The organism is Legionella sp. 227 (assembly GCF_043161935.1).
Lineage (GTDB): Bacteria > Pseudomonadota > Gammaproteobacteria > Legionellales > Legionellaceae > Legionella > Legionella sheltonii.
This window is the reverse complement of the sequence record NZ_CP171154.1, coordinates 1023249-1049057: the sequence shown is the minus strand read 5'-3', so window position 1 is coordinate 1049057 and position 25809 is coordinate 1023249. Positions and strand designations below refer to the sequence as shown.

The window sequence follows — 25809 nt, the reverse complement described above, 5'->3', positions numbered from 1 at the left end:
TTAGTTCCTCGCGTTACGGTTAATTAGTACAAACAGACCCGTTAAAATGGCTCCAGTTAAAGCAAGAGGAGCAAGCTGCTTGTGGTGGATAAGATGCAAATAGTCTAGCAGGCTAACTAAAAGGAAAGAAAGTCCTGCACCAATTGCCATGCTATTCCATTGCACTGCTGGCTTTTCATTTTCTGGCTGCGCGTTGGCGCGCTCTTTATTTATTATTAATTCTTCTTTTTTAAGCTCTAGAAAATCAAAGAGCAGTTTTGGCATATTCGGTAATTGTTCTGCTAAAAAGGGAAGATTATGCTTTAATTGGGTGAAGAATGCTTTGGGTCCAATTTGGTCTCTTACCCATTTTTCAAGAAAAGGCTTAGCCGTGGTCCACAAATCTAAATCGGGGTAGAGTTGACGCCCGAGTCCTTCTACGGCCAGTAAAGTCTTTTGCAATAAAACCAGTTGTGGTTGTACTTCCATGTGGAAACGCCTTGCAACCTGAAAAAGGCGCAACACGACTTGTGCGAATGAAATGTCTTTTAGAGGTCGTTCAAAAATAGGTTCACATACAGTACGAATCCCACTTTCGAATTCTTCAACACGCGTAGTACGCGCAACCCAACCTGATTCAACATGCAGTTCGGCCACACGTCGGTAATCTCGATTAAAAAAAGCGAGGAGATTTTCAGCTAAATAGCGCTTGTCATTGTCATTTAAGGTGCCCATGATGCCGAAATCAATGCAGATATATTGGGGTTCTTTGGGATTTTTGTAGGAGACAAAAATATTTCCTGGATGCATGTCTGCATGAAAAAAACAGTCACGGAATACCTGAGTAAAGAAAATTTCTACGCCACGTTCAGCGAGTTTTTTTATATCGATTCCATGTGCCTGTAAACTATTAATATCTGAGACCGGGATGCCATGGATTCGTTCCAGCACCATCACATTGGAACGAGAATAATCCCAATATATTTCAGGAATGTATAAAATAGGAGAATTCTCAAAGTTTCTTCTTAATTGAGCTGCATTCGCAGCTTCTCTTAATAAATCCAGTTCATCGAGTAAGGTATGTTCGAACTCTGTTACAATTTCCTTAGGTTTTAAACGTCTCATTTCAGGCCAATAGCGATCCGCCCATTTGGCGATAGTGTGCATAATGCTTAAGTCTTGCTCAATAATCCGTCGCATATTAGGTCGTAGTACTTTGACAATTACGTCTTCACCTGTTTTTAAGGTTGCTGCATGGACTTGTGCCATTGAAGCGGATGCTAAGGGTATGGAATCGAATTCAGCAAAGACTTCGTAGGGGGACAAGCCATAGGCTTTTTCAATAATGGCCATTGCTTGCTCACTGGGAAAAGGAGGTACTTTATCCTGTAATTTGCTGAGTTCAAGGGCGATGTCCGGAGGTAAAATATCGGGACGGGTGGAGAGTGCTTGACCAAATTTGATAAAAATAGGCCCAAGCTCCTCCAAAGACTTACGAAGTGCTTCGCCATGGGTTAAATGCTCCTTGCGAAACCAATTCCAGGGATTTAAATAAACAATGAAGCGCAATGGTGCAAACAATCTTAATGACACCACTACATTATCCAGCCCGTTTTTAGCCAGAATATAGTTAATGTGAATAAGACGAATGAGCTTTTTAATTGATTTCATAGCGGCTTATTAGTTGATTGACATGAGCTTGTAGGCGCTCAACGCTTAAAGATAACTCATCGACCTCGGCAAAAAAATCTTCCAATTCATCTTGAGTGGGAGTCACGCGTAACTCTTCTTGAAAATACTCAGACACATTTTGCCGCATGGATTCTTCAATTTTCTTTTTGAAGGATATTCCTTTACGTACAAAAGCACCAATTTGATGTGCCACCACATCTCCGGTGAAATGAGCCAGATGTCCTTCCCAATCGATATCCATCTCATCAAATAACTTTTTTACTTGTTGCCCTAATTCAGTATCTCCAGTCATACGAATTTTATCATTAAACAATGATCGCGCTTTCGATGCGGGTAATAAACTTAGGCGAATTAAACCTAAAGGATTGCTGTGAATGATGGTGTCTGCTTCTTTATCATAACAATCAAGCAAGATGATTTCACCGTCTTTAAAAAGTATAAAAAAATTAACATTTAAAGGGCTTATTATCATCTCAAGAGTTTTGTTATCAAGCGCTTTTAGCTTGACTGGCATCTGTTCATCCAATTTGGCTGCTTTATTAATGGCTATTTGGAGAGCCTTTAAGGAATATTTTTTTAACATAATGCACTCAATATTTATAGGCAATGTGCAAGGCAACTATGCCGCCGCTGAGATTGTCATAGTGGCAGTCTTCAAATCCTGCATGTTCAATCATTTCTTTTAGTTTGATTTGATTGGGATGCATGCGTATCGATTCAGCAAGGTATTGATAACTGGATTTGTCCTTCGCAATAAATTCTCCTATTTTAGGTAAAATATTAAACGAATACCAGTCATAAATCGGTTTTAATCCGGGAAAGGTGGGCGTTGAAAACTCAAGAATCATCACTTTCCCACCGGGTTTGCATACACGATACATCGAGCGAAGAGCTGCTTCTTTATCGGTGACGTTTCTCAAGCCAAAACCCATGGTAATACAATGAAAGCTATTATCAGCAAAAGGAAGGCATTGGGCATTACCTTGTACATAATCAATATTTTTATATAAGCCTTCGTCTAATAAACGATTTCTACCTACATGAAGCATGGCCGAATTAATATCTGCAAGGACAACACGACCCGTATCACCAACCCTTTTACATAATAATCGCGTTAAATCGCCACTACCTCCGGCCAAGTCTAAGACAGACTGTCCTGGATGCACTTGGCTTAAGGCTACAGTATAGCGCTTCCAAAGATGATGGATGCCTAAAGACATTAAGTCATTCATCACATCATAGTTTTTGGCTACGGAATGAAAAACCTCAGCTACCTTCCTTTCTTTTTCATCCCAGCCTACAGTGGAGTAACCAAAATGAGTCTTTTTTTCTTGATCAGCCATACAGAGAACACAGATTTGTTATTTAATCCTCCATATTAACCGATTTTGCAGAGGATACCCAGTCTTATATGTTCTACTTATTCATTAGGTAATTCGCATGAGCACGGGAGTATATTTTATTCAATAATTTTGTTTTTAAAGTAATTTAGATATTATTTGGCCAAATTTCATTTTTAAACCAAAATAAGGGCAGGTAAAATTTATGAAATCAATTATTGAACTTACTTCCATGATTGACAAAGAAGGTACTTCGACCATTAGCGGTGTGAAAAGCAGAGTTAATCAGCTTTTGGAATTAAATAAGGGCGGGTTTAAGGTAAGCGAATCAACTAGTCGCGATAGTGCGGATGGGGCATTAACTGATTTAAGAACCTCACCTTTACCTACCTTAGATCCTGAGACATCAGAAATAAGAAGACGCTTAACCTTGTTACAAATTAAATACAATTTAATTCACTTTGAAGAAAAAGTTAAAGAGGGGAGTCAGTCTACATTTATTATTACCAATGTTGCTTACCCTGAGTTTCTTAATGTGACTGAAGGTAATTTTCAATTCCCTACAGATAATATGCGTTTTCCTGAAGTCAATTCAGTCATCATCAGAGGTGGATTACATGACATCCGTTGTCACTACATTCAAGTCCAAAAGGGTACTCAAATGTTTTATCCCATTCAGGATTTGCAAATACTCAAAGAGCCCGCGCATCAGGAGGTTGATAATGAGGTAGTGAAGTATGTGAGAAATAATCCTGGTGATAATTTTTCTATCATGGACTTCATCGCTTCTCAAGATCAAAATGATTTTAATGAGATTAAGAGTATGCTAAATAAATTTTGTGATTTGGAGACAAATGATGGATTTTCACTTTATTTTCAGTCCAGTAGTCCTGAATTTCCAATCGACCTTAGAATTTTCCTCGATAAAGAGGATGCAAAAGGAAAAAATGCTCAATTAAGGCTCTCAGGCTTTGTCCAATTCGGAGGCCGTTTAATTTATGAAGTAAAGTCCACTGAAGACTCCAATCAAATAGCGATTATTATAAAAGCAGTCAATAAAGCGCATTTAGAGAAATATTTTACCAATAAAGGACAAGTTCATTTAGAGGGAGAGCAATTAGAAAAAGCCCTTACTTTAATTAAAGAGCATTTTCCAAATGATAAACACATTCAGGATTTGGTTGTTGTTAGCGGGGAAGGCAGTTATTCAAGACCTTTTCCACACATACGCACCACTAAGTTTTGGTCTTTAAGCCAAATTGATCCAGACACAATTAGGGTGTTAAGTCTTCTGGATGAATTAGATTGTATTGATTTTGATGAAAGACCGGAAAATCGATATTCAGTGGAAAAACGCAATAATGCGCGGTACATTCAAGCAAACAAAGCTCCTGTTAACTTCCAGAATGATAACTTCCAGCTGATTGTCGTACCTAAAAATCTAAGTCTTTTACAAGAAAAACTGGAGACTATGGTGTCAAATTTTTCATTTGATAATTTGGGATCAAAGAGATCATATATGTCGAAAAACTAACAAAAATTATTGGCTCTCTTCAGTTGTTAGCGGCCAGATCACTTTGGAGAGCCTCGTGTAAATATACAATCGCAAAGGAAAATAATATCAATAAATAATATTTTTTTATTGTAAAACGATAAATATTTGTTATCATTTAATCTGGTTTTATTAATGGGTATTTATCATGAAAAAAATAAAAAACACCAGTCATATTCTGTATCTGCTATTTCGTACTCTTTGCTGGCTTATTCCACTCACGACCACTTGCTTAATCTTATTTAAATTCGATTGGATGTGTCATATAGGGGCCTGGTCCTCCTTAATTTCTCTGGAAAAAATCTATGATCCGTCCCATTTTTCTTGGTCGCATCGAGGTGTCTTGTTGGCGATTGAATGGATGCCACTGACAATTACTGTCTTAATTTGCCATAAGTTGGCTAAATTATTCAGGCTTTTTGAAAAAGGCCATTTGTTTGAAGAAGAAAATATCAAGTTAATTAAACAGGTAAGTATTTATATGATTTTAGGTGAATTGGTGCAGCTATTTTATCAGCCCTTGATGACAGCAGCACTCACCTTTAATAATCCTAAAGGAGAACGTATCGCCAGTATTACCTTAAATTCAGCAAACTTATCCACCTTAATTACCGCATTTATTATTTTAGTTGCTTCCTGGATTATTCAAGAAGCTCATCAGCTAAAATCAGAAACTCAATTAACAATTTAAGGAATATGCACGTGTCTATTATTGTTAATTTGGATGTGATGATGGCAAAACGCAAATGCAGGCTAAAGGAGTTGGCGGAGGCAATAGGAATTACTGAGGCGAATTTGTCTATTTTAAAAAACGGCAAAGCTAAAGCGATACGCTTTGCGACATTGGAAGCAATTTGTGCTTATCTAAATTGCCAGCCTGGAGATATTCTTGAATATCATGTGGAACAACAAGATGATTTAGCAGAGCCTAGTGACGCCTCCCCTCTCCCGTTTGCGGGAGAGGGCTAGGGTGAGGGGGCCATTCGGTATATCATCCACCCCACCTGTGTACCTTCTTTCATATTGTTCGTCATCCCGAGGGAGCTCCCTCGTCCGACTCGGGATAACGGGAGCAGGGAGAACTAATTCAAAGCTCAGCTAAAGCGTGTAAGTAATGCGTTTCATCGGGAGGGAGATTATTTTTTTGTGAAAGCCATAAGCATTCGGCTAATTGTTCCATCATTAAATGCTCAACTACTAAAGAGTCATTATATTTTTTGACTAAATTCTGATAGATAAGGTGAATACCGCTAGGGCGATCCGTAGCGATTTGCTCCCTAATTGCCAGATGAAGTCCCATGTGCAGAAATGGATTGGGCTCTCCTGATTCGGGGAAATAAGATTGTTGTTGAAATTTATCTTGATTCTCTAACATCTTGTGATATTCAGGATGGGCTAATATCACTTGGACAATCTCATTTTCTAAAGGGGACAACAATTTTTTATGCTGGTATTTTTCCCAACTGGAAAAAAAGAGTTGCCTTGTCTCTTGGATGCTATCGCCGTAAAACATGTATTGCTCATATTTTATGAAAGCTTGAGTTTAACGGAAGTGAGTTAGAACAACAATAGAGCTCTTTGTAAACCCTACTAAAGAGTTAATTACTTTGCGGATGCGGGCTGCGCCTACACCTCCAGACCAGAATGGCCACCCATAGAGGTTTATGACCAAAGGACTGTCGATTGGAGTACCTATTTTATGACCTGTGCATTGACTGGTACTTAAAGCACTAGGTTGACATGAATAAATGGTTATGAGATATTCACGCTGCGAGGTTGGACTTGCTATGTGTCATTCCACTGGGTCAATTGGCGACACACTGATTGGCCCTTTCTACGAAATCGATTTTCCAATCATCTCTGAAATTAAGCTTAAACAATCGGTACCGAGCTTAATCCCTATCAACGCCATTAATAAGCCACTCAGTAACTCAATTCCTTTCCACACATTGGCTTTAGTTAAAACATCGGAAAAATATCGCGCGGTAAATGTTAATGAGCTGAACCAAAGAAAGCTTGAGGTGAGAACACCTAATAAAAAAATATGTTCTTGATTGGGATACCCGCTGCTGCCGCCACCGATTATGACCAGAGAATCAATAATAGCATGAGGATTTAGGATGCTAAATCCTAAAGCCAGGAGAATAATTTGGGTTTTGCTACGTGGTTGATACGTACTTTCTGTATTTTTTGCTGATTTTGAAAATGCATTCGCTAATGCTTTTGCGGAATAAAAAAGGAGAAATAATGTACCTAACAGCATCATCCAAATTTGTAGAACAGGACGAACGAGTAATAATTCATGCAAGCCTGCGATACTAGAACAAATTAAAATAAGATCACAGATAAAACAGATGACAGCCGAAAGTACCGCATGATTCTTTTGTGCGCCTTGTTTAATCAAAAAGACGTTTTGCGGCCCGAGGGCAATAATTAAAGATAAGCCTAAAAGCAAACCATCAAGATAAACAAACATAATCACAATAGAAAAATAATCAAAGATAGCAATTATAACATTGCAACTTATGCGTTGTGGAGTATAAAATGCGTCGATTACTCTGTCTCCGCAAGAGAAGCGTGCAAAATAAGAACAAATAGGAGGGAGCGTGGGCTCTTTGTTACTAAGAAAGCTAATTGTCACTGCAACTTTGGCCGTACTTGGCATGGCAGGTCAATTATTACATGCAGAAAATGCTGCACCGGCTCAACAGAAATTACAAATTCATGATGGATATTATCCTGTTTATCCACCTACGGCTCCAGCTACAGGCGAGCAACAAAGTTTAATTGAGCGCGGGGAGTATTTATCAAAGATAGGCGATTGTATTTCCTGTCATACCAATGTAAAAGCAGGGACACCTGCCTATGCTGGTGGATTGCCTATAGAAACTCCATTCGGGACTTTTTATAGCCCTAATATCACTCCAGATAAAGAAACTGGGATCGGTAACTGGACAGAGAAAGACTTTATTCGCGCCCTTAAAGAAGGTCGGGATCCTAAAGGGAGAAACTACTTCCCTGTATTCCCATATATTTATTTTTCTAAAATAACGGATGATGATGCGCGTGCTCTTTATGCATATTTTATGAGCTTGCCGGCAGTTAATTTACCGAACAAATCATTGCCTTTCCCATTTAATGTTCCTGGATCTCGGTTTACTCTGTGGGGATGGAACTTATTATTCTTCTTTCCTGAAGGTCATGGATTTCAATATGAAAAAGGCCGCTCTCCTGAATGGAATCGTGGGAAATATATTGTAGATGGTTTAGGTCATTGCAGCATGTGCCATACGCCTTTAAATCCATTTGGCGCACCAAAGAACAAATATTATCTAACTGGTGGATTTATCAATGGCTATTGGGCACCAAACATTACCAAGTATGGATTAGAAACCGCAACTCATGAACAAGTTGCTGATGTGTTCAAATTCAATAAGTTGATAAACAATGCTGGTCCTGTAGCTGGTCCTATGGCAGAAGTAAATCATAATAGTTTGATGTACTTAACTGATGCAGATAGGATGGCTATTGCTACCTATCTGAAAACAGTAGTCAGTGAAGAGCCTTTAGGTCTACCTGCGTCCAATGAACGTCCTTCGCTGGATCGTGGAAAACAAGTTTATTTCACAGCATGCGTCATTTGTCACCAAGATGGCGTAATGGGTGCCCCTTTAATCGGTAATGCAGCCGGTTGGTATGAGCGATTAAAAACAAGTGGATTAACCGGCTTGTATCACCATGCAATTAATGGTTATAACTCAATGCCGGTAAAAGGGGCCTGTGTGACTTGTTCTGACAACGACATTATTTCTGCGGTTGATTACCTATTGAATGAGTCATTAACTCGTACGGAGTTAGAAAATCTAAAGTCAGGTGGTGCAGAAAAATATCCTGCAAGTGGAGAAGCCGTTTATAACGAAAATTGCGCGGCTTGCCATAATGAAGGAAAAAATGGTGCGCCTAAAATTGGTGATAAAGAGGCATGGAAACCCTTGATAGCAAAAAATATGGATGTATTGATTGAGAATACTGTCAATGGGAAAGGCCATCCGAAAAACGGGGGCTGTAAGCAATGCACTACCAATGAAGTAATTGAGGCAATTAAGTTTATGGTCAGTAAATCTAAAACCGAAGGAAACTACTCATTGTGGTAGTCTAGTACTGATTGCACTATCCCCCACGAAAGTAGGGGATAAATTAAAAATGTATAAACACTAAATTGAAGCTAGGTAGCCTAGCTTATTGACAAGACGAGGAACGGGGATGTTAAACAGGTTAAAGATCTGTAGATTATTAACAATACTTGGTGCCTGGGTTGCAAGTCAACCCATATTCGCTGCTGCGGATTTCTGGCAGGTAAATATGCATGAGGGGGTAACGCCTGTCAGTAGGGACGTGTACTACTTACATATGGTCTGTATGGCAGTATGTGCCGTTATCGGGGTTGTGGTATTCGGCGTGATGATCTATTCCATGATTCACCATAGGAAATCTAAAGGTTATAAGGCCGCATCATTTCATGATAACCCCCGATTAGAAATTGTCTGGTCAATTATTCCTTTCTTAATTCTCGTTGGACTTGCGATCCCAGCTACTCGTGTTTTGATCCGTATGGACGATACAAGACAATCAGAAATAACGGTAAAAATAGTGGGTTACCAATGGCGATGGCAGTATGAGTATCTTGATCAAGGAATAAGTTTTTTTAGCACCTTATCTACCCCTTTTGCACAAATTCAAAATAAAGAAAAAAAGAATGACTGGTATTTATTAGAAGTAGACAAACCTATGGTTTTACCGGTGAATAAAAAAATTCGCTTCTTAGTTACCTCAAATGATGTTGTCCATTCATGGTGGGTTCCTGAACTTGGTATTAAACGCGATGCGATACCCGGTTTCATGTACGAAGCATGGGCGACAATACAAAAACCAGGAACATACAGAGGGCAGTGTGCTGAACTTTGCGGTGTCAACCATGGATTTATGCCTATCGTTGTTGAAGCGGTAAGCCAGGATGATTTTGATAAATGGGTAGCTGCTCAAACAAAATCACAAGATCAATATAACAAAGAAGAAGCAACTCCAGCAGCACAAAAAACAATGACCCGTGATGAGTTGCTCACGGTTGGAAAACAAAAATATGAACAATTTTGTTCTCCATGCCATAGGCCTGATGGCACCGGTATTCCACCATTGTATCCTGCACTTAAAGGCAGCTCTGTAGCAACAGGCAATCCTATTTCACGACATATAGATACAATACTTAACGGTGTTCCTGGTACAGCGATGCAGCCTTATAAAGATCAACTGACCGATGAGGAAATCGCTGCTATTGCGACGTATGAGCGCAATGCCTGGGAGAATAATACTAATGACGAAGTCCAAGCTGCAGAAGTTGCGGCACAACGTCAGAAAGCTAATCAACAACCAACCATGGTTAATAAAGTTCAAGCTGGAGGTTTGCAATGAGTAGTTATACATTAGCACACGATGAAAAACATGACGATCATGGTCCTGAACAAGGCAAGGGCGTCTTAGGATTTATAAAACGCTGGTTGTTTACTACAAACCACAAAGACATTGGTACACTTTACTTGTGGCTTGCGATGATCAGCTTCTTTTTAGCTGGCGGCATGGCTTTGCTTATTCGTGCAGAATTATTTCAGCCAGGCCATCGCTTTGTTGACCCTAATTTCTTTAACCAAATGACAACGCTTCATGGGTTAATTATGTTATTTGGGGTGGTCATGCCAGCATTTACTGGAATGGCGAACTGGCAAATCCCAATGATGATCGGTGCTCCAGATATGGCTTTGCCCCGTTTAAATAACTGGAGTTTCTGGATTTTACCTTTTGCATTTACATTATTGCTTTCCACAACGTTTCACGCTGGAGGCGGTCCTAACTTTGGGTGGACGATGTATGCACCACTATCTACCAAATACGCCCCACCAAGTACCGATTTTATGATTTTTTCAATCCATATGATGGGTATTTCATCCATTATGGGTTCTATAAATATTATTGCGACCATACTTAATTTACGTGCACCAGGCATGACATTGATGAAAATGCCTATGTTCGTATGGACTTGGTTAATCACCGCCTTTTTATTGATTGCAATTATGCCTGTCTTGGCTGGCGCTGTAACTATGATGTTGGCTGACCGCCATTTTGGTACCAGCTTTTTTGATGCAGCAGGTGGTGGTGACCCCATACTGTTCCAACACGTATTTTGGTTTTTTGGACATCCCGAAGTATATGTTCTTGTACTACCCGCTTTCGGGGTTATATCCGAAGTTATTCCTACCTTTAGCCGTAAGCCATTGTTCGGCTATTATTTTATGGTCTATGCGACAGTCAGTATTGCTATATTGTCATTTATTGTTTGGGCGCACCATATGTTTACCTCCGGGATACCCTTGGGTGCGGAATTATTTTTCATGTACACCACGATGCTTATTGCGGTACCCACAGGGATTAAAGTGTTTAACTGGGTCAGTACGATGTTTAGAGGTTCTATGACCTTTGAAACGCCGATGTTGTTTGCGTTAGCGTTCGTCTTTTTATTTACTATAGGTGGATTTACTGGTCTGATGTTGGCATTGGTACCTGCAGACTTCCAGTATCAAGATAGTTATTTCGTTGTAGCACATTTCCATTATGTTCTGGTTCCAGGCGTCATTTTTGCCTTATTTGCTGCTACATACTATTGGCTGCCCAAATGGACAGGCCATATGTATAACGAATGCGTAGGTAAATGGCATTTTTGGTTATCTGTTATTTCAGTGAATGTGGCATTTTTCCCCATGCACTTCTTAGGACTGGCTGGTATGCCAAGAAGGATCCCAGATTATGCGTTACAGTTCACCAATTTTAATATGATCTCGTCAATTGGCGCATTTATTTTTGGTTTTACCCAACTGCTCTTTTTATATAATGTGATTGCTACGGTTAGAAAGAAAGGTACTAAAAAGGACATCGCAGCGGGTAGAGCATGGGAGGGTGCATACGGTTTAGAATGGACCTTGCCTTCTCCACCTCCTTATCACACATTTACGACTCCACCTAAGTTGGATTTATAGGTTCGCTGTATGAAAAAACAAAAAGGCCATCATAAGTTAATTATAATTTTATCCGGCCTTGTGCTAGGAATGTTTGCCTTTGGATTTGCATTAGTACCCATTTACAACAGTTTATGTAAGTCACTGGGTATTAATGGTAAAACAAATCCTGAGGCAGTCGCTTATGATATAACTAAAGCAAAAATTGATAAAAAAAGAGAAGTAACTGTCGAGTTTGTTGCGACAAACAATAGCGGTGTCCCTTGGGCATTTTATCCCAAAACTCGAAAGATCAAGGTTCATCCTGGCGAAATAGCAAAACTTGCCTTTTATGCAGAAAATAAAACGGACCATCAGATGACGGTACAAGCGATACCAAGCGTTACCCCTGGTATTGCTGCTAAATATCTGAAAAAAACAGAATGTTTTTGCTTTACCCGGCAAACCTTAAATGGACATGAGGCTATGGATATGCCTTTACTATTTCATTTGGATGCTGATTTACCCGAAAAAGTAAACACCGTTACATTGTCTTATACTTTATTCGATGTAACCGATAAGGCTTAATGCACTTTTGGTTGTGTGGAGTTTGACAAAGCTCATACGATGTTACAACGTCCATCTATAGAGAGCGTATTTAGAACTGATTATTGATACAGGAGATAAAAATATAATGGGAGCACATGGTACTTATTATGTCCCTAAGCCAAGCCATTGGCCTTTGGTTGCATCATGTGGGCTGACTACTCTGCTTGTAGGTGCAGCATCTTGGCTTCATCACGATTGGTATGGGCCTTACATATTCACTATTGGCATGGGAATTATGATTTTTATGCTATTTGGCTGGTTTGGCCAAGTAATCTATGAGAACTCAAAAGGAGTTTATGACCAACAGGTTGATCGCTCATTTCGTTGGGGAATGTGCTGGTTTATCTTTTCTGAAGTTTGTTTTTTCGGAGCATTTTTTGGCGCCTTGTTTTATACACGATTTTGGGTTGTTCCTTTTTTAGGGGGCGATGTACATCCCATTACTCATTTTACCTTATGGCCTGATTTTAATTCGACCTGGCCTCTATTAGATAACCCCAATAATAAGGTTTTTGCAGGTGCTGAGGAAGCAATGGGAGCCTGGGGATTAGCAGCCGTCAACACGCTCATTTTATTGACCTCAGGGGTTACTATCACTTGGGCACATTGGGCTTTAAAATTAGAAAAGCACAAGCAAGTACTGATTGGAATGGTTTTAACGATTGCCCTAGGTATTTTGTTTTTGGTATTGCAAGGTTATGAGTATCATGAAGCATATACCAAGATGAATTTAACGCTTTCTGCAGGTATTTACGGAACGACCTTTTTTATGCTCACAGGATTTCACGGTCTGCACGTAACCTTAGGTACTATTATGCTGATAGTGATCGCGGTTCGTTGTAAGTTGGGGCATTTTACACCAGAGCGTCACTTTGGATTCGAAGGTGTTGCTTGGTATTGGCACTTTGTAGACGTGGTCTGGTTGTTCTTGTTTGTTTTTGTTTATTGGTTATAAATAGACGGTAAGTTGGGCCAAGGCCCAGCTTACATCAAATTTAGAAAATTTCATTCATAAACGAGTATTAATTAACAAACCGGGCTGGAATTGAATTTCTTGTATCGTTAATTGATAGGTAAAAAATGAGTGAGCAAATTTAATTTCCTCAATAATTGCTTGTCCACGAAAGTGCTTTGCAAAAAAAGAAATCTCAATATCTTTTTCAATATACTCATCGCATTTCAGTTCTAATTTGTCTTCAGATAAACTCAGTAGCTGGCCTACAAATTCATCTTCGCCAATTTTCATTAGAACATAAACAGGTTGAACTGGCTGTATTAACATTGCAGACTCCTCGCAATATAACCAGCTTATATCTATAAGTGTAGCTTAATATAAAGCCCTTTTTTATAAATTGAACGTATAAAAGCGAAACTAGAGAGAGCGTTTTTTTGATTGGATGCTTATGATGGTCTATGAATGAGTACTTTAGGTGGATGTAACCAGTCCTGCTTATCAGGGGATTAGACACCGATTAACGATTGCAATAACCTAGGAGCGCTAGGTTATTGGATTGGTTGGAGAAACAAAGTCATTGATGCGTACGACCCAATTGATCAATTATCATTTGCAAAAAATGTTCATTGTCATAGTGAATAACTAATGAGCCTTTGCCTGCTTTTCCAGGTTTTAGTTTAATTGACGTTTGCAAATGTTGTGACAGATTGTTTAACTGCTCTTGGTACAGGGAATGGCCTAGCTCAGGTTGCTGTTCCTTGATTTTTCCCGATTTAATGCGTTCAACCAATTTTTCGGTTTCACGTACCGATAAATTTTTAGCAACAATCAATTGCGCTACTTGATTTTGCTGCTCTTCATCTAACATTAATAAGGCACGCGCATGCCCCATATCGAGATCACCATGCTCTAAAAGTTTTTTAACGCCAGTTGATAGGGCCAATAATCGCAGGTAATTACTGACTGCAGTCCTGGATTTACACAAGAGATCCGCAACCTGTTGATGTGTTAAAGAAAACTCGTTCGTCAATCGATGCATCGCACGTGCTTGATCCATGGCATTGAGATCTTCGCGCTGCAAATTTTCAACTAAGGCCATGGCCATAGCTGTTTCATCATCAACTTGTTTTAAAATCACTGGAACTTCGGTAAGTCCTGCTAATTGACTGGCTCGCCAGCGACGCTCACCGGCGATTATTTCATAACGCCCGCTACTCAATTCACGAACTAATAGCGGTTGCAGCAAACCTTGCTTTTTAATGGATTGGGCAAGTTCCATTAGGGGTGCCTCTTCCATTTCACCGCGCGGTTGATATTTTCCTGGTTGCAAACAATCTATTGAAAGCTTTAGGCTTTCAACTGGGGGCTTCTCATTTAAAAGAATACCATTTGATTGGCTTAGTAAAGCGGATAAATTACGTCCTAAACTACTACGTTTTACTGTCATAAATTACCCCATTTATCCTACTACAGTCTGTTTATTAATTAACTCGGAAGCAAGAACCATATAGGCTGCTGCGCCGGGTGATGTTTTATCATATTGCAAGGCAGGCAACCCGTGGCTTGGTGCTTCAGCAAGTCTGACATTCCGTGGTACTACGGTTCTGTAGACCTTAGTTGGAAAGTGTTCTATAAGTTGTTTGGATACCTCGGAACACAATCGATTACGCGCATCGTACATGGTCCGCAACACACCCTCAAGGTGCAAACGAGGATTTACTGAAGCTCTAACCTGTTCGATAGTCGATAGCAATGCGGCTAAACCTTCAAGTGCGTAGTATTCGCATTGCATCGGAATAAGCACTGAGTCTGCAGCTACAAATGCATTGATGGTCAAAGTATTCAACGCGGGTGGGCAATCGATCAAGACAAAGTCATAATTATTTTGAATGGGCTGTAATGCCTTATATAAGAACGTTTCACGATGATTACGTTCCATCAGACTGACTTCAGCTACGGTTAAATCATCATTTCCGGGGAGTAAATCATAACCACATGTGGTGGCAAGACATGCCTGCTCAGCAAGACAATCATGTAATAAGACATCATTGGTGGTATGTACCAATTGACTTTTATCCACGCCACTACCCATGGTTGCGTTACCTTGTGGATCCAAATCAATAAGTAAAACGTGTTGTCGATTGGCTGCTAAAGAGGCAGCTAGATTAATCGCTGTAGTGGTTTTGCCTACCCCACCTTTTTGGTTGGCAATGGCTATAACTTTTGCCATGATTTATTCCTTGGTTAAACCAGAAAAGCAGTGAACTAGAGCTTACCTTCTACTATCTTGGCCCAAATGGCCTAATTTTCTGTGCTCCGATACTCACATACTTCGTGTATGCTGCGTTTCGGTGCTCGAAAATTAGGCTATTTGGGCTCAAGATAGCGAAATCTAAGTCCTAGTTGACCCCACTATTCTTAGGTAAATTTTCAATAATGACGCAACAGCGTTCGCCTTCAACCCCTGCGACAGTATAATGCTTTACCGTGCAGTTTTGCTTTATCTCATTCAATTCTATATCAGGATGACGCCCTTTCATTGCCAGCCAGATTCCTTCATCAGCAATAAGATGTTGCGTCCACTGAATCATTTGTTCAAGGCTACTAAAAGCTCGACTTACTACTGTATCAAAACCTTGAGTTGGGTGGTAGTTTTCGACTCTAAATTGTACAATTTCAACATTTTTTAAATTGAGCTGTCGTTTTACTTCCTGCAGGAAGCGCGTTTTTTTACCGTTAGAGTCCAGCAAAACAAAATTAAAATCCGGTCTAGCCAAAGCGAGTGGGATGCCCGGCAGGCCTGCACCGGTTCCTACATCAATAATTTGATTTCCTTTAAGCCAAGGTAAAATAGCCAGGCTATCTAATAGATGCTTACCAACCATAGACTCAAGATCACGAATTGCTGTGAGATTATAAGCTAAATTCCACTTATTAAGTAAGAATAAATAATCAGATAAAGAGGGGAGCAGTGCCTGCAAATTAAATTGCTGCAAACCCTCTGCAAGTTGTGGTTGTATTCTTGCTATTGATTCCTTCATGCCTCAATTCGCTGTTTTTTTAAATGGACTAAAAGAAGCGACAAGGCCGCAGGAGTGACGCCAGAAATACGGCCAGCCTGGGCTAAAGTAGCAGGTTTAATTTTTGTAAGTTTTTGGATTACTTCATTGGATAATCCACTGACCTCACTATAATCCAGCGACTCGGGTAATCTCGTATTCTCGTGTTTACGCATTTTTTCTATATCTTGCTGTTGTCTTTCGATATATCCTGCATATTTGTTTTGAATTTCTATTTGCTCGCTCACCTCAGTGGTTAACTCAGGCAAGTTTAAATCATCGAGCATTAATAAATGCTGATAATTTATTTCAGGACGTTTAAGAAATTCAGAGGCACGATTATCATGTTGCATGGGATTGAGCAGTATATCTTTTAAGTGCTCATTATGTCCTACACGCACCCAAGTGTTATGCAATAGTGCCTGGGTAGATTCGATTGCTTCAGTTTTAGTGGAGAAATGTTGCCAGCGCTTTTCGCCGACTAAACCTAATTCCCTACCCTTAGCCGTTAAGCGTAAATCTGCATTGTCTTCCCGTAAAAGCAGACGGTATTCGGCACGAGAAGTAAACATTCGATAAGGTTCTTGAGTTCCGCAGGTGATGAGATCATCAATCAACACGCCAATATACGCTTCATCACGTCGTGGGCACCAAAGTTCCTTTTCTTGAACCTGTAGGGCAGCATTCATACCTGCAATGATTCCTTGTGCTGCAGCTTCTTCGTAGCCGGTGGTTCCATTGATTTGGCCCGCGAAAAACAAATTGGGAATGGGTTTCGTCTGCAAGAATGAAGTTAATCCACGAGGGTCAAAGTAATCATACTCAATCGCATATCCTGGACGAGTAATATGGGCGTTCTCAAAACCTTTAATCGTACGCACAAACTGTACTTGAACTTCAAAGGGAAGGCTTGTAGAAATACCGTTGGGGTAAATTTCTTCAGTGGTTAAACCTTCAGGCTCGACAAAGATTTGATGTGATAATTTATCCGCAAAACGAACAATTTTATCCTCAATAGAGGGACAATAGCGTGGTCCTACGCCTTCAATAACTCCAGCGTACATAGGTGACTGATGCAGATTATTACGAATAATTTCATGTGTGGCTTCTGTTGTATGGGTAATATGACAGGGAACTTGTTGTGGATGATCACTGACATGTCCCAGATAGGAAAAAACAGGTGTGGGTGTATCACCAGGTTGCTCCGTCATTTGACTGTAATCTAAGGAGCGACGATCAATTCGTGGCGGTGTTCCAGTTTTTAAACGTCCCACTGGTAAATCCAGATCACGTAAGCTTTTAGCTAAAGCAATCGCTGGGGGATCACCTGCTCGACCACCAGCATACTGGTTCATTCCTACGTGTATTTTCCCCCCCAAAAAGGTACCAACAGTCAAGACCACTGCGCGAGCCCGTAAGGTAAGTCCCATTTGAGTCACCACAGCGGTTACACGACCTCCTTCAATCAATAAATCATCAACGGCTTGCTGAAACAGAGTCAGATTTTCTTGCGTTTGGAGTTGTTCTCTAATGGCTTGTCGATAAAGTACCCGATCGGCTTGTGCACGAGTAGCACGCACGGCAGGTCCCTTAGAGGCATTCAGCGTTCGAAATTGAATTCCGGCTCTATCCGCTGCTTTGGCCATCGCCCCATCCAAGGCATCAATTTCTTTGACTAAATGTCCTTTTCCTATACCACCTATGGCCGGATTACACGACATTTGACCGAGCAAATCCATGTTATGAGTCAGTAATAATGTTTGTGCGCCCATTCGTGCTGCAGCCAGAGCAGCTTCTGTGCCCGCATGTCCACCACCTACTACAATAACATCATATAATTTTTCAAGATTCATGACTGCTCAATATTTGTGAAACAAAAAGAGGAATTATACACTTTTTTATTCATTGTCCCAATATGGCCTGCTTTTTTAGCTAAAAAATGCAATAAAGTGGCTGAATACTGTTGAGAGGGTTAGATCCAGATCTAATTTTACCTACTCTTTCCCTGTTCATCTCTACATCATAATTAATTGTTATACTGTAAATGGGGATAAATTTTATTGGGATAAGCAATGTTTTTTAAGACTGATATTGAAACATTTGAACAGCTAGAAGCGGATTCGGTAGGGCATTTAAGAAAAAAAATAAACTCTATGAAAGGCATTAAAGCGTCCAAAAAATCGATTGCTTTAGCGATATTACGAATGCTTCCCTTCGCAAGTAAATTTATTGATTCTCTAGGGGGAGCCGGGAGTACAATTAATCATTTGGTCGAGGTAAAAGGCATTGTAAATCATGCTACAAGTGCAGCGGCTGAAAGTTTTCAAATTATTAAATTACTGACGAGTATCACTGATTTTGTGGTGGTTCCGATTATTTATTTTGGTGCTTATATAACCAATCAAAAAGTACCCTTTACATTGTCGCGTAATGCGCGTTTTGTGTATGCGGCAGTAATTTTGGGACTTACGATAACTGCGTTGGCTTTTCCTCCTGCAGCTCCTGTTATTGCTTTGGTTACCTCAATCGCTGCATTGGGCCTGAGTCTCATTACGCTAACCAAACTTTATTACAAACGTTATGAACTGGAAGATAAGTTGGTCAATATAAAAGAACAAATCGAGGTCCAAAAAAACCAGCTCAAGATTTTAATCGATTATTTAGAACAATTAGAGGCAGATGCCAAAAAAGCGAAGGAAGATGGAAAAATAGAGGAATATAAGACACTAGAATCAAAAATTGAAAGTGAACGAAGTACCATTAAAGAACAATTTAATTCATTACAGGAATTACTAAACAATCAAGTGAGCTGCGAGCAAAAATTAGAAAAGTTGCGCACAACTGCTGTTTGGGATAAATCAGCCGGCGTCGCGTTTGCTTCACTAGCACTAATTGGCGCAATAGTCAGTTTAATCGCTCCTCCCGCAGGACTTGGAATACTTGCGGTGACCGCTTCTTTGGCAATTGCCTATACGGTTGCACGACTGACCTTTCCCTTGTTCAAGTCTCTTGCAAATAAAATAGTAAATTATTTTACTAGAAAATCTGAACCTACTAAAGAAGAGAACGAGGACCCAGGAGTGAAAGAGGCTCTGACCGAATCAGAATTTGATAGCTCGGCTAAAAGAGTTAAAAAGGATATGGCAGGCATAGAAAAAATTGCAGAGCGATTAGAACACACCGTAGCGAGTGAGCCAATCAGTCATTCAGGAACACAACCCGATCACGCTGCACATGCCCTTGTTTCCGAAACGCTATTTAAACCGGTGTCTCAAAAGAATGAAGATGATGAAGAAAGAGATGGTATAGAAGAGCAAAATGATGAGGAGCATAATAATTTAATCCAATGAGAGCACCCAGGAGGGACAAAGAGTACACACTATACACTCATTTGAAGGTTCAAAATGACTATGCCCCCAGTGATCTTGATCCGCATGAGCGAGAGTCATCCAATAAAAAGCTAGCCTATTCTAAAAAATTTCACTGCTTTCATACTGCACATTAGGTGCAGTATGTCAGAGATTGTGGGCAAAGAATCCTTCTAAAAATGAACTTTTCAAGACGGATTAATAGGTGGGAGGTCATTTTTGTTTTCTTGTTTACTTGCATTATTTTTTTTCATTTGTTGGATACTGCGCCACAATTCATCCCCACGCCACAAGACTTTTTCTTTACTTTTGTACAAAACTTGCGACAGAATTTGCACTTGTTTTTTAAAAGGCGCATCGGCAGTAAGACGTGTTAAGTCAGTCAAATTCAATATGGGGGCATCAGGCCAATGCATTCTGGCCCATGTTAATAAGGCATCACGCGCCTGTTGAGGATTTCCTTGCGCGCAGGCTTTATGAAGTTCGTTTAATGCTGTTTTGTATCGACCCTTTCCCGCATTTTTATTCCGTCTTTGCCAAGCCCATAGCGCTATAGTAAGTAGCCAGGCGAAAGCAAAAAGTGCAGCCACTACCCACGCCCAATTGAATGGTGCTGATGACGTGGATCCCCCCGTGTTTTGGGTAGGTTGGGTCATCGGTTGATTTTTGCTTACTGCAGGTTGATTGGTATTTGCTGCAGGGACGGGGGCGGGATTCGAGGGGGTAACTTCAAGTGTTTTTGCAGGCAAGGTGGCTAGTTCTTCTTTTCCTGTTTCTGTATTGAACCAAGGGAGTTTTAATTCTGGGATTGTTATTTTTCCTGCTTTATTGAATAAATAGGTAATCTTAATCTCAGTACGGCCAATCAGTTCTCCTTGCGTTACCCGATTTTTATCTTTACCTTTCTCCGGGTAAACACTAACCCCATCTGTTTCTGCAAAATTGGGCGTAGGTAAAAGTTGTGCAGGAACACCCACGCCCTCAATAATGACGTTACGAATTAATGTGTTGCCTTGAGTGATGGTTGGCGCGGAATTTTCATAGTGTTCGAATAATTTAACTCCTTTCGCGGGTAACCATATTTTACCTGAAAATTCTTTGGGTATGGGTTGTACATCGAGACTAATCGTTTTGTCCGTCGCCTTAACTCGTTCGGGATTAAAATCATAGATCAAAGCGGTAAAAACTGGGGATTTAATTTTTAGAGGGCCACTTTTTTGAGGAAAAATAGCATAATTTTGTTCTTCGACAATAAAGGTCACTCCATTTTTTTGGATTTGAGAGCGTCTGTTTTCACCTAAAGGAACAATCAAGGCATTTTCTACTTGAGGGCCTTGATAGTCTGCATCTAAAAGATGTTTGGAATTGTATAAAGTAACCTTATAAATAATTTGTTGGTTTAAATAAGGATTTTTTTTATCAACTTGTGTCGTTAAATAAAGATCTTGATTTCGCTGGGGGCTAACCGAAGTAGGTTTGTTTTGAGCGGTTCCTGAAGTGACATCAATTGTTAATGGTTTTGTGTATTCATTGCCTATTTTAATCCCTGGGATTGTTAATTTACCTTGTTTTTGTGGTTTTAATGTGACGGTCCATTCGCTGGATGATTGAGATTGCCCATTGATAATGGAATAATTCATGCGGCGTTCGGTGCCAAGGATCATAAATTCTTTTTGTAAGGGAGTTAGATCAGGAATACCCCCATTTTGCAAATTATCTTGAGTCAGAATTAATCTGAATGAATCATCGATACTTATTTGAGAGGGTTCAACCTGCACTTGTACTTCAGCATAAACTAATGTACTGAATAAATAAAAAAAACCAATAATTATTAATTTTCTCATTGATACCATCCGCGTTCCCTTCGTAAATGATCACGTAAGAATTTTTCTCGCATTAACCCACCAGGATCATCTGGAATCAAACGTAACCACTGTTCTTTTGCTTGTTGTTTTTCTCGCTCTGCTTCAGACTGAGCTTCGCTGTTGCTTGGGTTATTCTTTTCTTTGTTTTGCTGATCCTTGTTTTGCTGATCCTTGTTTTGCTGATCCTTGCTTTGCTGGTCCTTGTTTTGCTGATCCTTGTTTTGCTGATCCTTGTTTTGCTGATCCTTGTTTTGCTGATCCTTGTTTTGCTGATCCTTGTTTTGCTGATCTTTGTTTTGTTGATCTTTGTTTTGTTGATCTTTGTTTTGTTGATCTTTGTTTTGCTGATCCTTGTTTTGCTGATCCTTGTTTTGTTGATCTTTGTTTTGTTGATCTTTGTTTTGTTGATCTTTGTTTTGCTGATCCTTGTTTTGTTGATCCTTGTTTTGTTGATCTTGGTTTTGTTGATCCTTATTTTGCTGATCTTTGTTTTGCTGATCTTGGTTTTGTTTCTTTTCTTTATCTTGCTTCAAAAGATCTTCAACTAGCTTGCGGTTATAAAGGGCGTCTTGATCTGCTGAATTGAGTGCTAATGCCTTATCATAAGCTTTAATTGCATCTTCATATTGTCCCATATGCGCTAAAGCATTACCTTGGTTATAGTAGCCTTGTTCATTCTTTAATGCTTGATACAACTCAGCAGCCTTTTGGTAATCGCCTGCTCGATATGCCGCAGCAGCAGCCCAATCATTGCGTGTAAAGGTTTCTTTAGCTTGTTTAAATTGACTTTTTGCCATTAAGTCTCGTCCTTGTTGATCCGCGGTAGACCATAAGTCCTGCCAACTAAAGGCATGGGTCGTTAAAGACATAAATGAGCAGCATAAAAGAATAAAGTAACGCATCATACAACGATCCTCTGTATCCACCCACGTCGAAATACAGGCAAAAGCAACAACAAAGCAGGAATTAAAAACCAGCGTCCTTCATCGCGCCAAAGGGGTATGTCATCGTCTTGGCTTAAAACAAAATCGTTATTATTACTCGAATTGAGCCATTGCTCTAAGTCATGGGAGTCTGGGGTATATGGTACCAATTGTCCTCCCCCTGCATCAGCAAAACGTCCAAAAAGGGGATTCAGATTTTTATCTGCTTTAACGGGCATAATAGAAGAATAAATCCCCGATTCGGCTAATTTTTTTGCGAGAGCAATTGCCTCATCGGAGGGACTATCTGCAGTTAATACCAAAATTTGTCCTTGGTTATAACCCGCTTGTTTGATAAGTTTACTGGCTTCATTCAAGGCACTATCAAGATTCTGTCCGGTGACGGGCATGATATCTGGGGTTAGCGAAGAAAGTAAGGATGAAATAGTTTGGCCATCATCAGTCAGTGGTGAAACAACAAAAGGTTCACCGGTAAAGGCCACAAGACCGAATTGCCCTACCTCTTTGTGAGCAAACAAATCATGCAACTTAAATTTTGCTCGGCTTAAGCGGTTGGGGGATAAATCGTTAGCCATCATATTTTCTGACATATCTAAAACTAGGACTCGAGGTTGTATGGGCTTATAGGTTGCTACGGGCAGTTTATACCAAACAGGACCGGCGATGCTCAAAATCATAAAGAGAACACTTAAAAACAGACACAGCATAGAACTCATCCGTCGGCCTTGGCCTTTTTTCTGCAGCAGATGACTCAGTAAATGGGAATCACAGACTTCTGACCAAGCATGTAACTTCGGTTTTTGCCGCCATAAAACGAAAATCAATCCTAATAAAGGCAAAATCATTAAAAGCCACCAAGGCCTTAAAAAATGAAAATCTGCACTCATGATTTTAATGCCCCCCGACTTGATACCACAGAGTTTACGCTCAAGTTCAGGCCTGCTTTGCTAATTAGCCAAGAGAAACAAAGTAATAATGCCATACCAACACACCATGGATAATATTCTTTTTGTGGTCGCACAGTGGCTTGTTCCTGACTTACGGTTTCCAACTCGTTAATTGTTTTATAAATAGAATGTAATGTTTCTGTATCCGTAGCGCGGAAATAACGCCCCCCAGTCATGTCAGACATTTTTTGTAAGGTCTCTTCATCCAAATCTGCGGAAGCATTTTGCATTATAAAATCACCCACTAAGGCTCTTGAATCTGCTTCAGATCCTAAGCCTATGGTGTAGATTTTAATTCCTTCTTCTTTAGCGAGTTCAGCTGCTTTTAGTGGGGCAAGTATGCCGGAATTATTTGCTCCGTCAGTCAATAAAATCAGAATTCTTCCTTTTTTGGGGACATCATCCAACCGTTTTACAGCAAGACCAACGGCATCGCCAATGGAGGTGGTTTTCCCTGCAAGGCCAGCGGTGGCATCTTCAAGACGTAAAAGAATGGTATGTCGGTCATAAGTAAGTGGTGTCTGCAAGTAAGCGCGCGTTCCGAAGAGGATCAGGCCAATTTTGTCTCCTGACCGATCGCGTACGAATTGCTCCGCAGCACTTTTTACTACGCTTAAACGACTTACAGGTCGTCCATAGAGGAGCATATCAGGAATTTCCATACTGCCAGATAAATCTAAAGCCAGCATGATGTTAAAACCTTCACGCGCAATGGGTTTGGGAGCACCAATCCAACGGGGGCCTGCTAAAGCAATAACCAATAATAACCACACCATAGCTGGAATTATCAGTGAATATTGTGCTGAAACAGAGCGTCTCTCTTGATCGGCGATGAGAACCATATCAGCAAAAAAAGGGACTTTCAACGCAGCCGGCAATTGTACTCTGGCTCTTGGTATTAAAAACCAAAAAAGTAAGGGTAAAGGTAACAAGATTAAAACCCAAGGATTGGCTAATTCGAACATGGCACTCTCCTTTGTTTAATCCAGAGTTGTGCGGTGGTGAACAAGGGTTTGAGATCCATGGTTTCCCCTGTTTTAAATGGAGCATCTAACAACATCTCTTTCACCACATAAAAATCAAGTCCTTTGCTGGTTTCATTTAAAAATTTAAGCCATTCTTCCCCATGCAAACTGGCAACACGTTCCCTTGGATAATAGACAAGAGCGACTCGGCGTAACAATTCTGAAATATGGGCGCTGGCCAACGAGCTATTCTGTTCTTTTTCATAGTTTTTTAGATATTCATGTAACAAAAGCAAAGCGTGTTTCTTAGCCAATGCATGACGATGTCTTTTATAAGCACTATAAGCGAGTAGGATTGCTATAAATAAAATGAGTCCCATCAGAATATACCATCCAGGAGCCAATGGCCACCAACCAATCGGAGTAGGAAGATGGATGTCTTTTAACTGTGCCAAGGGATCAGTGTTAGCCACGAGACCTCCTGGGAAACGTTTGACGTACCATCTGTGCTAAATTAACATCTGCTGTAACCTGTACATACTGAATGCACAAGCGTCGTAATTGATTTTGCAAATGCTCTAGGCGCTGTTGACAATATTGCTCATAAGCGGTGTTCACTGAATGTAAGCTGGTATCAAGTATTATTTCTTGCTGTCCATTCGTCATCGCATATTGCTGTGGTTTGGGTGGAGAAAGCTCCACTCGATCACAAATATGATAGGCTAAGATGTCATTATGATAGCGTAATCGATTTAAATGCTTTTCACATTCACTGTCCATCGAGTAAAAATCACTGATCAGAACCAGAATACTCCCTGGTCTCACCACGCGCCGTAAGCGTGCTAATGCATCACTAAGCAACCTAGGTTTGGCTTCTCTTTGTTCTTCGCTCTGATCAGTATATCGACTCAAAGAGGCTAACAAAGGCAATACACCCATATCACGACTGCGAGGAGTAAATTCACTGTGATCAGTGGCTGAGAAGAATACACCACCTACTCTATCGCCTTCCTTGATTACTGTCCAAGCAAGAAGCGCCGCTAATCGGGCAGCAATCACTGATTTAAACGCAATGCGAGTACCGAAAATCATTGAAGGATTAAAATCGGTGAGAATGACCACTGGCCTTTCACGCTCTTCTTGATAAATTTTGACATGCGGCCTACCGGTACGTGCAGTAACGCGCCACTCCATATGGCGTATTTCATCACCTGCCTGATAATTCCTAACTTCGGCAAAATCCATGCCACGACCACGTAATTTGGATAAATGATTGCCGGAGCGTATTGCTTTACCCTCCGGGTGATAATGAACGGATTGCACGTAACGCCTTAAATCAATTAACTCATTTAATTCTGCAATAACGCCATTAGCCATAAAAACCTCATGTACCTCAAATGCTGTGTAAATGGGGGTTGAACCCACCAAATTCAAGGCTATCAATTTGTTGGGCCAGCCCAAGCATGGGGAGGAGGGAACTTAATGGTAGTG

At 40.2% G+C, this 25809-nt stretch carries 25 protein-coding genes; 10 read left to right on the top strand and 15 right to left on the bottom strand.

The features are described 5' to 3' along the window. The 3 genes from ubiB to ubiE are packed head-to-tail and all read right to left on the bottom strand — an operon-like array spanning position 1 to position 3014. Entirely contained in the window at positions 1-1650 is a 1650-nt protein-coding gene (ubiB, locus tag ACF8MK_RS04525) for a ubiquinone biosynthesis regulatory protein kinase UbiB (RefSeq protein ID WP_392538359.1), read from the bottom strand. Next, a complete protein-coding gene (locus ACF8MK_RS04520; protein ID WP_392538358.1) occupies positions 1637-2254 on the bottom strand; it encodes an SCP2 domain-containing protein in 618 nt (205 codons plus the stop codon). The genes ubiB and ACF8MK_RS04520 overlap by 14 nt, the downstream gene beginning before the upstream one ends. 7 nt (positions 2255-2261) lie before the next feature. Then, positions 2262-3014: a bifunctional demethylmenaquinone methyltransferase/2-methoxy-6-polyprenyl-1,4-benzoquinol methylase UbiE gene (ubiE, locus tag ACF8MK_RS04515; protein ID WP_392538357.1), complete on the bottom strand. Its 753-nt coding sequence runs from the start codon at positions 3012-3014 to the stop codon at positions 2262-2264. Between the two features lie 202 nt (positions 3015-3216). Here ubiE and ACF8MK_RS04510 point away from each other — a divergent pair, with 202 nt between their 5' ends. The 3 genes from ACF8MK_RS04510 (at position 3217) to ACF8MK_RS04500 (ending at position 5532) form a co-directional block, all read left to right on the top strand. Further along, positions 3217-4545, top strand: coding sequence for a hypothetical protein (locus ACF8MK_RS04510; RefSeq protein WP_392538356.1), 1329 nt, complete (start codon positions 3217-3219; stop codon positions 4543-4545). A 166-nt stretch (positions 4546-4711) separates the two neighbouring features. Next, positions 4712-5254 (top strand): DUF2975 domain-containing protein, encoded by a 543-nt coding sequence (locus tag ACF8MK_RS04505; protein ID WP_392538355.1) that lies wholly within the window; start codon positions 4712-4714, stop codon positions 5252-5254. Positions 5255-5265: 11 nt separating this feature from the next. Continuing rightward, positions 5266-5532, top strand: coding sequence for a helix-turn-helix transcriptional regulator (locus ACF8MK_RS04500; RefSeq protein WP_265703615.1), 267 nt, complete (start codon positions 5266-5268; stop codon positions 5530-5532). A gap of 118 nt (positions 5533-5650) precedes the next feature. Here the strand turns inward: ACF8MK_RS04500 and ACF8MK_RS04495 are convergent, their stop codons facing one another. Together ACF8MK_RS04495 and ACF8MK_RS04490 are read right to left on the bottom strand one after the other, a co-directional pair. Then, positions 5651-6076 carry a DUF1841 family protein gene (locus ACF8MK_RS04495; RefSeq protein ID WP_392538354.1) on the bottom strand — a complete coding sequence of 142 codons (426 nt, stop codon included), beginning with the start codon at positions 6074-6076 and terminating at the stop codon, positions 5651-5653. Between the two features lie 321 nt (positions 6077-6397). Further along, entirely contained in the window at positions 6398-7039 is a 642-nt protein-coding gene (locus tag ACF8MK_RS04490) for a LysE/ArgO family amino acid transporter (RefSeq protein WP_392538353.1), read from the bottom strand. A 130-nt stretch (positions 7040-7169) separates the two neighbouring features. On the opposite strand from ACF8MK_RS04490, the gene ACF8MK_RS04485 reads away from it, so the two are divergent. The 5 genes from ACF8MK_RS04485 to ACF8MK_RS04465 all read left to right on the top strand — a co-directional run bounded on the left by ACF8MK_RS04485 (position 7170) and on the right by ACF8MK_RS04465 (position 13170). Beyond that, positions 7170-8717, top strand: a complete 1548-nt coding sequence (locus ACF8MK_RS04485; RefSeq protein WP_392538352.1) for a c-type cytochrome — start codon at positions 7170-7172, stop codon at positions 8715-8717. Positions 8718-8826: 109 nt separating this feature from the next. Further along, entirely contained in the window at positions 8827-10032 is a 1206-nt protein-coding gene (coxB, locus tag ACF8MK_RS04480; protein WP_392538351.1) for a cytochrome c oxidase subunit II, read from the top strand. Further along, complete coding sequence (gene ctaD / locus ACF8MK_RS04475; RefSeq protein WP_392538350.1) at positions 10029-11648, top strand: cytochrome c oxidase subunit I; 1620 nt, start codon at positions 10029-10031, stop codon at positions 11646-11648. Before coxB ends, ctaD begins: the two co-directional genes overlap by 4 nt. A gap of 9 nt (positions 11649-11657) precedes the next feature. Then, positions 11658-12194 carry a cytochrome c oxidase assembly protein gene (locus ACF8MK_RS04470; protein ID WP_392538349.1) on the top strand — a complete coding sequence of 179 codons (537 nt, stop codon included), beginning with the start codon at positions 11658-11660 and terminating at the stop codon, positions 12192-12194. 106 nt (positions 12195-12300) lie between these two features. After that, on the top strand, positions 12301-13170 hold the full coding sequence (locus ACF8MK_RS04465; protein WP_392538348.1) for a cytochrome c oxidase subunit 3: 870 nt from the start codon (positions 12301-12303) through the stop codon (positions 13168-13170). A 54-nt stretch (positions 13171-13224) separates the two neighbouring features. Here ACF8MK_RS04465 and ACF8MK_RS04460 read toward each other — a convergent pair whose 3' ends face one another. The 5 genes from ACF8MK_RS04460 to mnmG form a co-directional block, all read right to left on the bottom strand. Beyond that, entirely contained in the window at positions 13225-13497 is a 273-nt protein-coding gene (locus ACF8MK_RS04460) for a hypothetical protein (RefSeq protein ID WP_265703609.1), read from the bottom strand. A gap of 247 nt (positions 13498-13744) precedes the next feature. Next, positions 13745-14617: a ParB/RepB/Spo0J family partition protein gene (locus ACF8MK_RS04455; RefSeq protein ID WP_265703608.1), complete on the bottom strand. Its 873-nt coding sequence runs from the start codon at positions 14615-14617 to the stop codon at positions 13745-13747. A gap of 12 nt (positions 14618-14629) precedes the next feature. After that, complete coding sequence (locus ACF8MK_RS04450) at positions 14630-15400, bottom strand: ParA family protein (protein WP_265703607.1); 771 nt, start codon at positions 15398-15400, stop codon at positions 14630-14632. 169 nt (positions 15401-15569) lie between these two features. After that, entirely contained in the window at positions 15570-16211 is a 642-nt protein-coding gene (gene rsmG / locus ACF8MK_RS04445; RefSeq protein WP_392538347.1) for a 16S rRNA (guanine(527)-N(7))-methyltransferase RsmG, read from the bottom strand. Next, positions 16208-18082 carry a tRNA uridine-5-carboxymethylaminomethyl(34) synthesis enzyme MnmG gene (mnmG, locus tag ACF8MK_RS04440; RefSeq protein ID WP_392538346.1) on the bottom strand — a complete coding sequence of 625 codons (1875 nt, stop codon included), beginning with the start codon at positions 18080-18082 and terminating at the stop codon, positions 16208-16210. Before mnmG ends, rsmG begins: the two co-directional genes overlap by 4 nt. A 219-nt stretch (positions 18083-18301) precedes the next feature. Between mnmG and ACF8MK_RS04435 the strand changes: the two genes are divergently transcribed. Beyond that, on the top strand, positions 18302-19579 hold the full coding sequence (locus ACF8MK_RS04435) for a hypothetical protein (RefSeq protein ID WP_392538345.1): 1278 nt from the start codon (positions 18302-18304) through the stop codon (positions 19577-19579). Between the two features lie 206 nt (positions 19580-19785). Here ACF8MK_RS04435 and ACF8MK_RS04430 read toward each other — a convergent pair whose 3' ends face one another. After that, the gene (locus ACF8MK_RS04430; RefSeq protein ID WP_392538344.1) at positions 19786-21441 is read right to left on the bottom strand and encodes a BatD family protein; all 1656 of its coding nucleotides are present in this window, start codon (positions 21439-21441) and stop codon (positions 19786-19788) included. Between the two features lie 97 nt (positions 21442-21538). Between ACF8MK_RS04430 and ACF8MK_RS04425 the strand changes: the two genes are divergently transcribed. Then, on the top strand, positions 21539-22048 hold the full coding sequence (locus ACF8MK_RS04425; RefSeq protein ID WP_392538919.1) for a Cys-every-fifth RiPP peptide CefA: 510 nt from the start codon (positions 21539-21541) through the stop codon (positions 22046-22048). A 315-nt stretch (positions 22049-22363) separates the two neighbouring features. Here ACF8MK_RS04425 and ACF8MK_RS04420 read toward each other — a convergent pair whose 3' ends face one another. From ACF8MK_RS04420 to ACF8MK_RS04405, 4 genes are read right to left on the bottom strand one after another with little or no spacing between them, the layout of a single operon-like run. Next, positions 22364-23293 carry a VWA domain-containing protein gene (locus tag ACF8MK_RS04420; protein ID WP_392538343.1) on the bottom strand — a complete coding sequence of 310 codons (930 nt, stop codon included), beginning with the start codon at positions 23291-23293 and terminating at the stop codon, positions 22364-22366. Next, complete coding sequence (locus ACF8MK_RS04415; protein ID WP_392538342.1) at positions 23290-24318, bottom strand: vWA domain-containing protein; 1029 nt, start codon at positions 24316-24318, stop codon at positions 23290-23292. Before ACF8MK_RS04415 ends, ACF8MK_RS04420 begins: the two co-directional genes overlap by 4 nt. Further along, entirely contained in the window at positions 24306-24791 is a 486-nt protein-coding gene (locus ACF8MK_RS04410; protein WP_392538341.1) for a DUF4381 domain-containing protein, read from the bottom strand. The genes ACF8MK_RS04415 and ACF8MK_RS04410 overlap by 13 nt, the downstream gene beginning before the upstream one ends. Continuing rightward, positions 24784-25695, bottom strand: a complete 912-nt coding sequence (locus ACF8MK_RS04405; protein ID WP_392538340.1) for a DUF58 domain-containing protein — start codon at positions 25693-25695, stop codon at positions 24784-24786. Before ACF8MK_RS04405 ends, ACF8MK_RS04410 begins: the two co-directional genes overlap by 8 nt. Positions 25696-25809: the final 114 nt, after the last annotated feature.

Bases quoted from the DNA above. Each gene is read 5' to 3' on its own strand.
- ubiB (WP_392538359.1), bottom strand. From the start codon at position 1,650: ATGAAATCAATTAAAAAGCTCATTCGTCTTATTCACATTAACTATATT.
- ACF8MK_RS04520 (WP_392538358.1), bottom strand. From the start codon at position 2,254: ATGTTAAAAAAATATTCCTTAAAGGCTCTCCAAATAGCCATTAATAAA.
- ubiE (WP_392538357.1), bottom strand. From the start codon at position 3,014: ATGGCTGATCAAGAAAAAAAGACTCATTTTGGTTACTCCACTGTAGGC.
- ACF8MK_RS04510 (WP_392538356.1), top strand. From the start codon at position 3,217: ATGAAATCAATTATTGAACTTACTTCCATGATTGACAAAGAAGGTACT.
- ACF8MK_RS04505 (WP_392538355.1), top strand. From the start codon at position 4,712: ATGAAAAAAATAAAAAACACCAGTCATATTCTGTATCTGCTATTTCGT.
- ACF8MK_RS04495 (WP_392538354.1), bottom strand. From the start codon at position 6,076: ATGTTTTACGGCGATAGCATCCAAGAGACAAGGCAACTCTTTTTTTCC.
- ACF8MK_RS04490 (WP_392538353.1), bottom strand. From the start codon at position 7,039: ATGTTTGTTTATCTTGATGGTTTGCTTTTAGGCTTATCTTTAATTATT.
- coxB (WP_392538351.1), top strand. From the start codon at position 8,827: ATGTTAAACAGGTTAAAGATCTGTAGATTATTAACAATACTTGGTGCC.
- ctaD (WP_392538350.1), top strand. From the start codon at position 10,029: ATGAGTAGTTATACATTAGCACACGATGAAAAACATGACGATCATGGT.
- ACF8MK_RS04470 (WP_392538349.1), top strand. From the start codon at position 11,658: ATGAAAAAACAAAAAGGCCATCATAAGTTAATTATAATTTTATCCGGC.
- ACF8MK_RS04465 (WP_392538348.1), top strand. From the start codon at position 12,301: ATGGGAGCACATGGTACTTATTATGTCCCTAAGCCAAGCCATTGGCCT.
- ACF8MK_RS04460 (WP_265703609.1), bottom strand. From the start codon at position 13,497: ATGTTAATACAGCCAGTTCAACCTGTTTATGTTCTAATGAAAATTGGC.
- ACF8MK_RS04455 (WP_265703608.1), bottom strand. From the start codon at position 14,617: ATGACAGTAAAACGTAGTAGTTTAGGACGTAATTTATCCGCTTTACTA.
- ACF8MK_RS04450 (WP_265703607.1), bottom strand. From the start codon at position 15,400: ATGGCAAAAGTTATAGCCATTGCCAACCAAAAAGGTGGGGTAGGCAAA.
- rsmG (WP_392538347.1), bottom strand. From the start codon at position 16,211: ATGAAGGAATCAATAGCAAGAATACAACCACAACTTGCAGAGGGTTTG.
- mnmG (WP_392538346.1), bottom strand. From the start codon at position 18,082: ATGAATCTTGAAAAATTATATGATGTTATTGTAGTAGGTGGTGGACAT.
- ACF8MK_RS04435 (WP_392538345.1), top strand. From the start codon at position 18,302: ATGTTTTTTAAGACTGATATTGAAACATTTGAACAGCTAGAAGCGGAT.
- ACF8MK_RS04430 (WP_392538344.1), bottom strand. From the start codon at position 21,441: ATGAGAAAATTAATAATTATTGGTTTTTTTTATTTATTCAGTACATTA.
- ACF8MK_RS04420 (WP_392538343.1), bottom strand. From the start codon at position 23,293: ATGAGTGCAGATTTTCATTTTTTAAGGCCTTGGTGGCTTTTAATGATT.
- ACF8MK_RS04415 (WP_392538342.1), bottom strand. From the start codon at position 24,318: ATGTTCGAATTAGCCAATCCTTGGGTTTTAATCTTGTTACCTTTACCC.
- ACF8MK_RS04405 (WP_392538340.1), bottom strand. From the start codon at position 25,695: ATGGCTAATGGCGTTATTGCAGAATTAAATGAGTTAATTGATTTAAGG.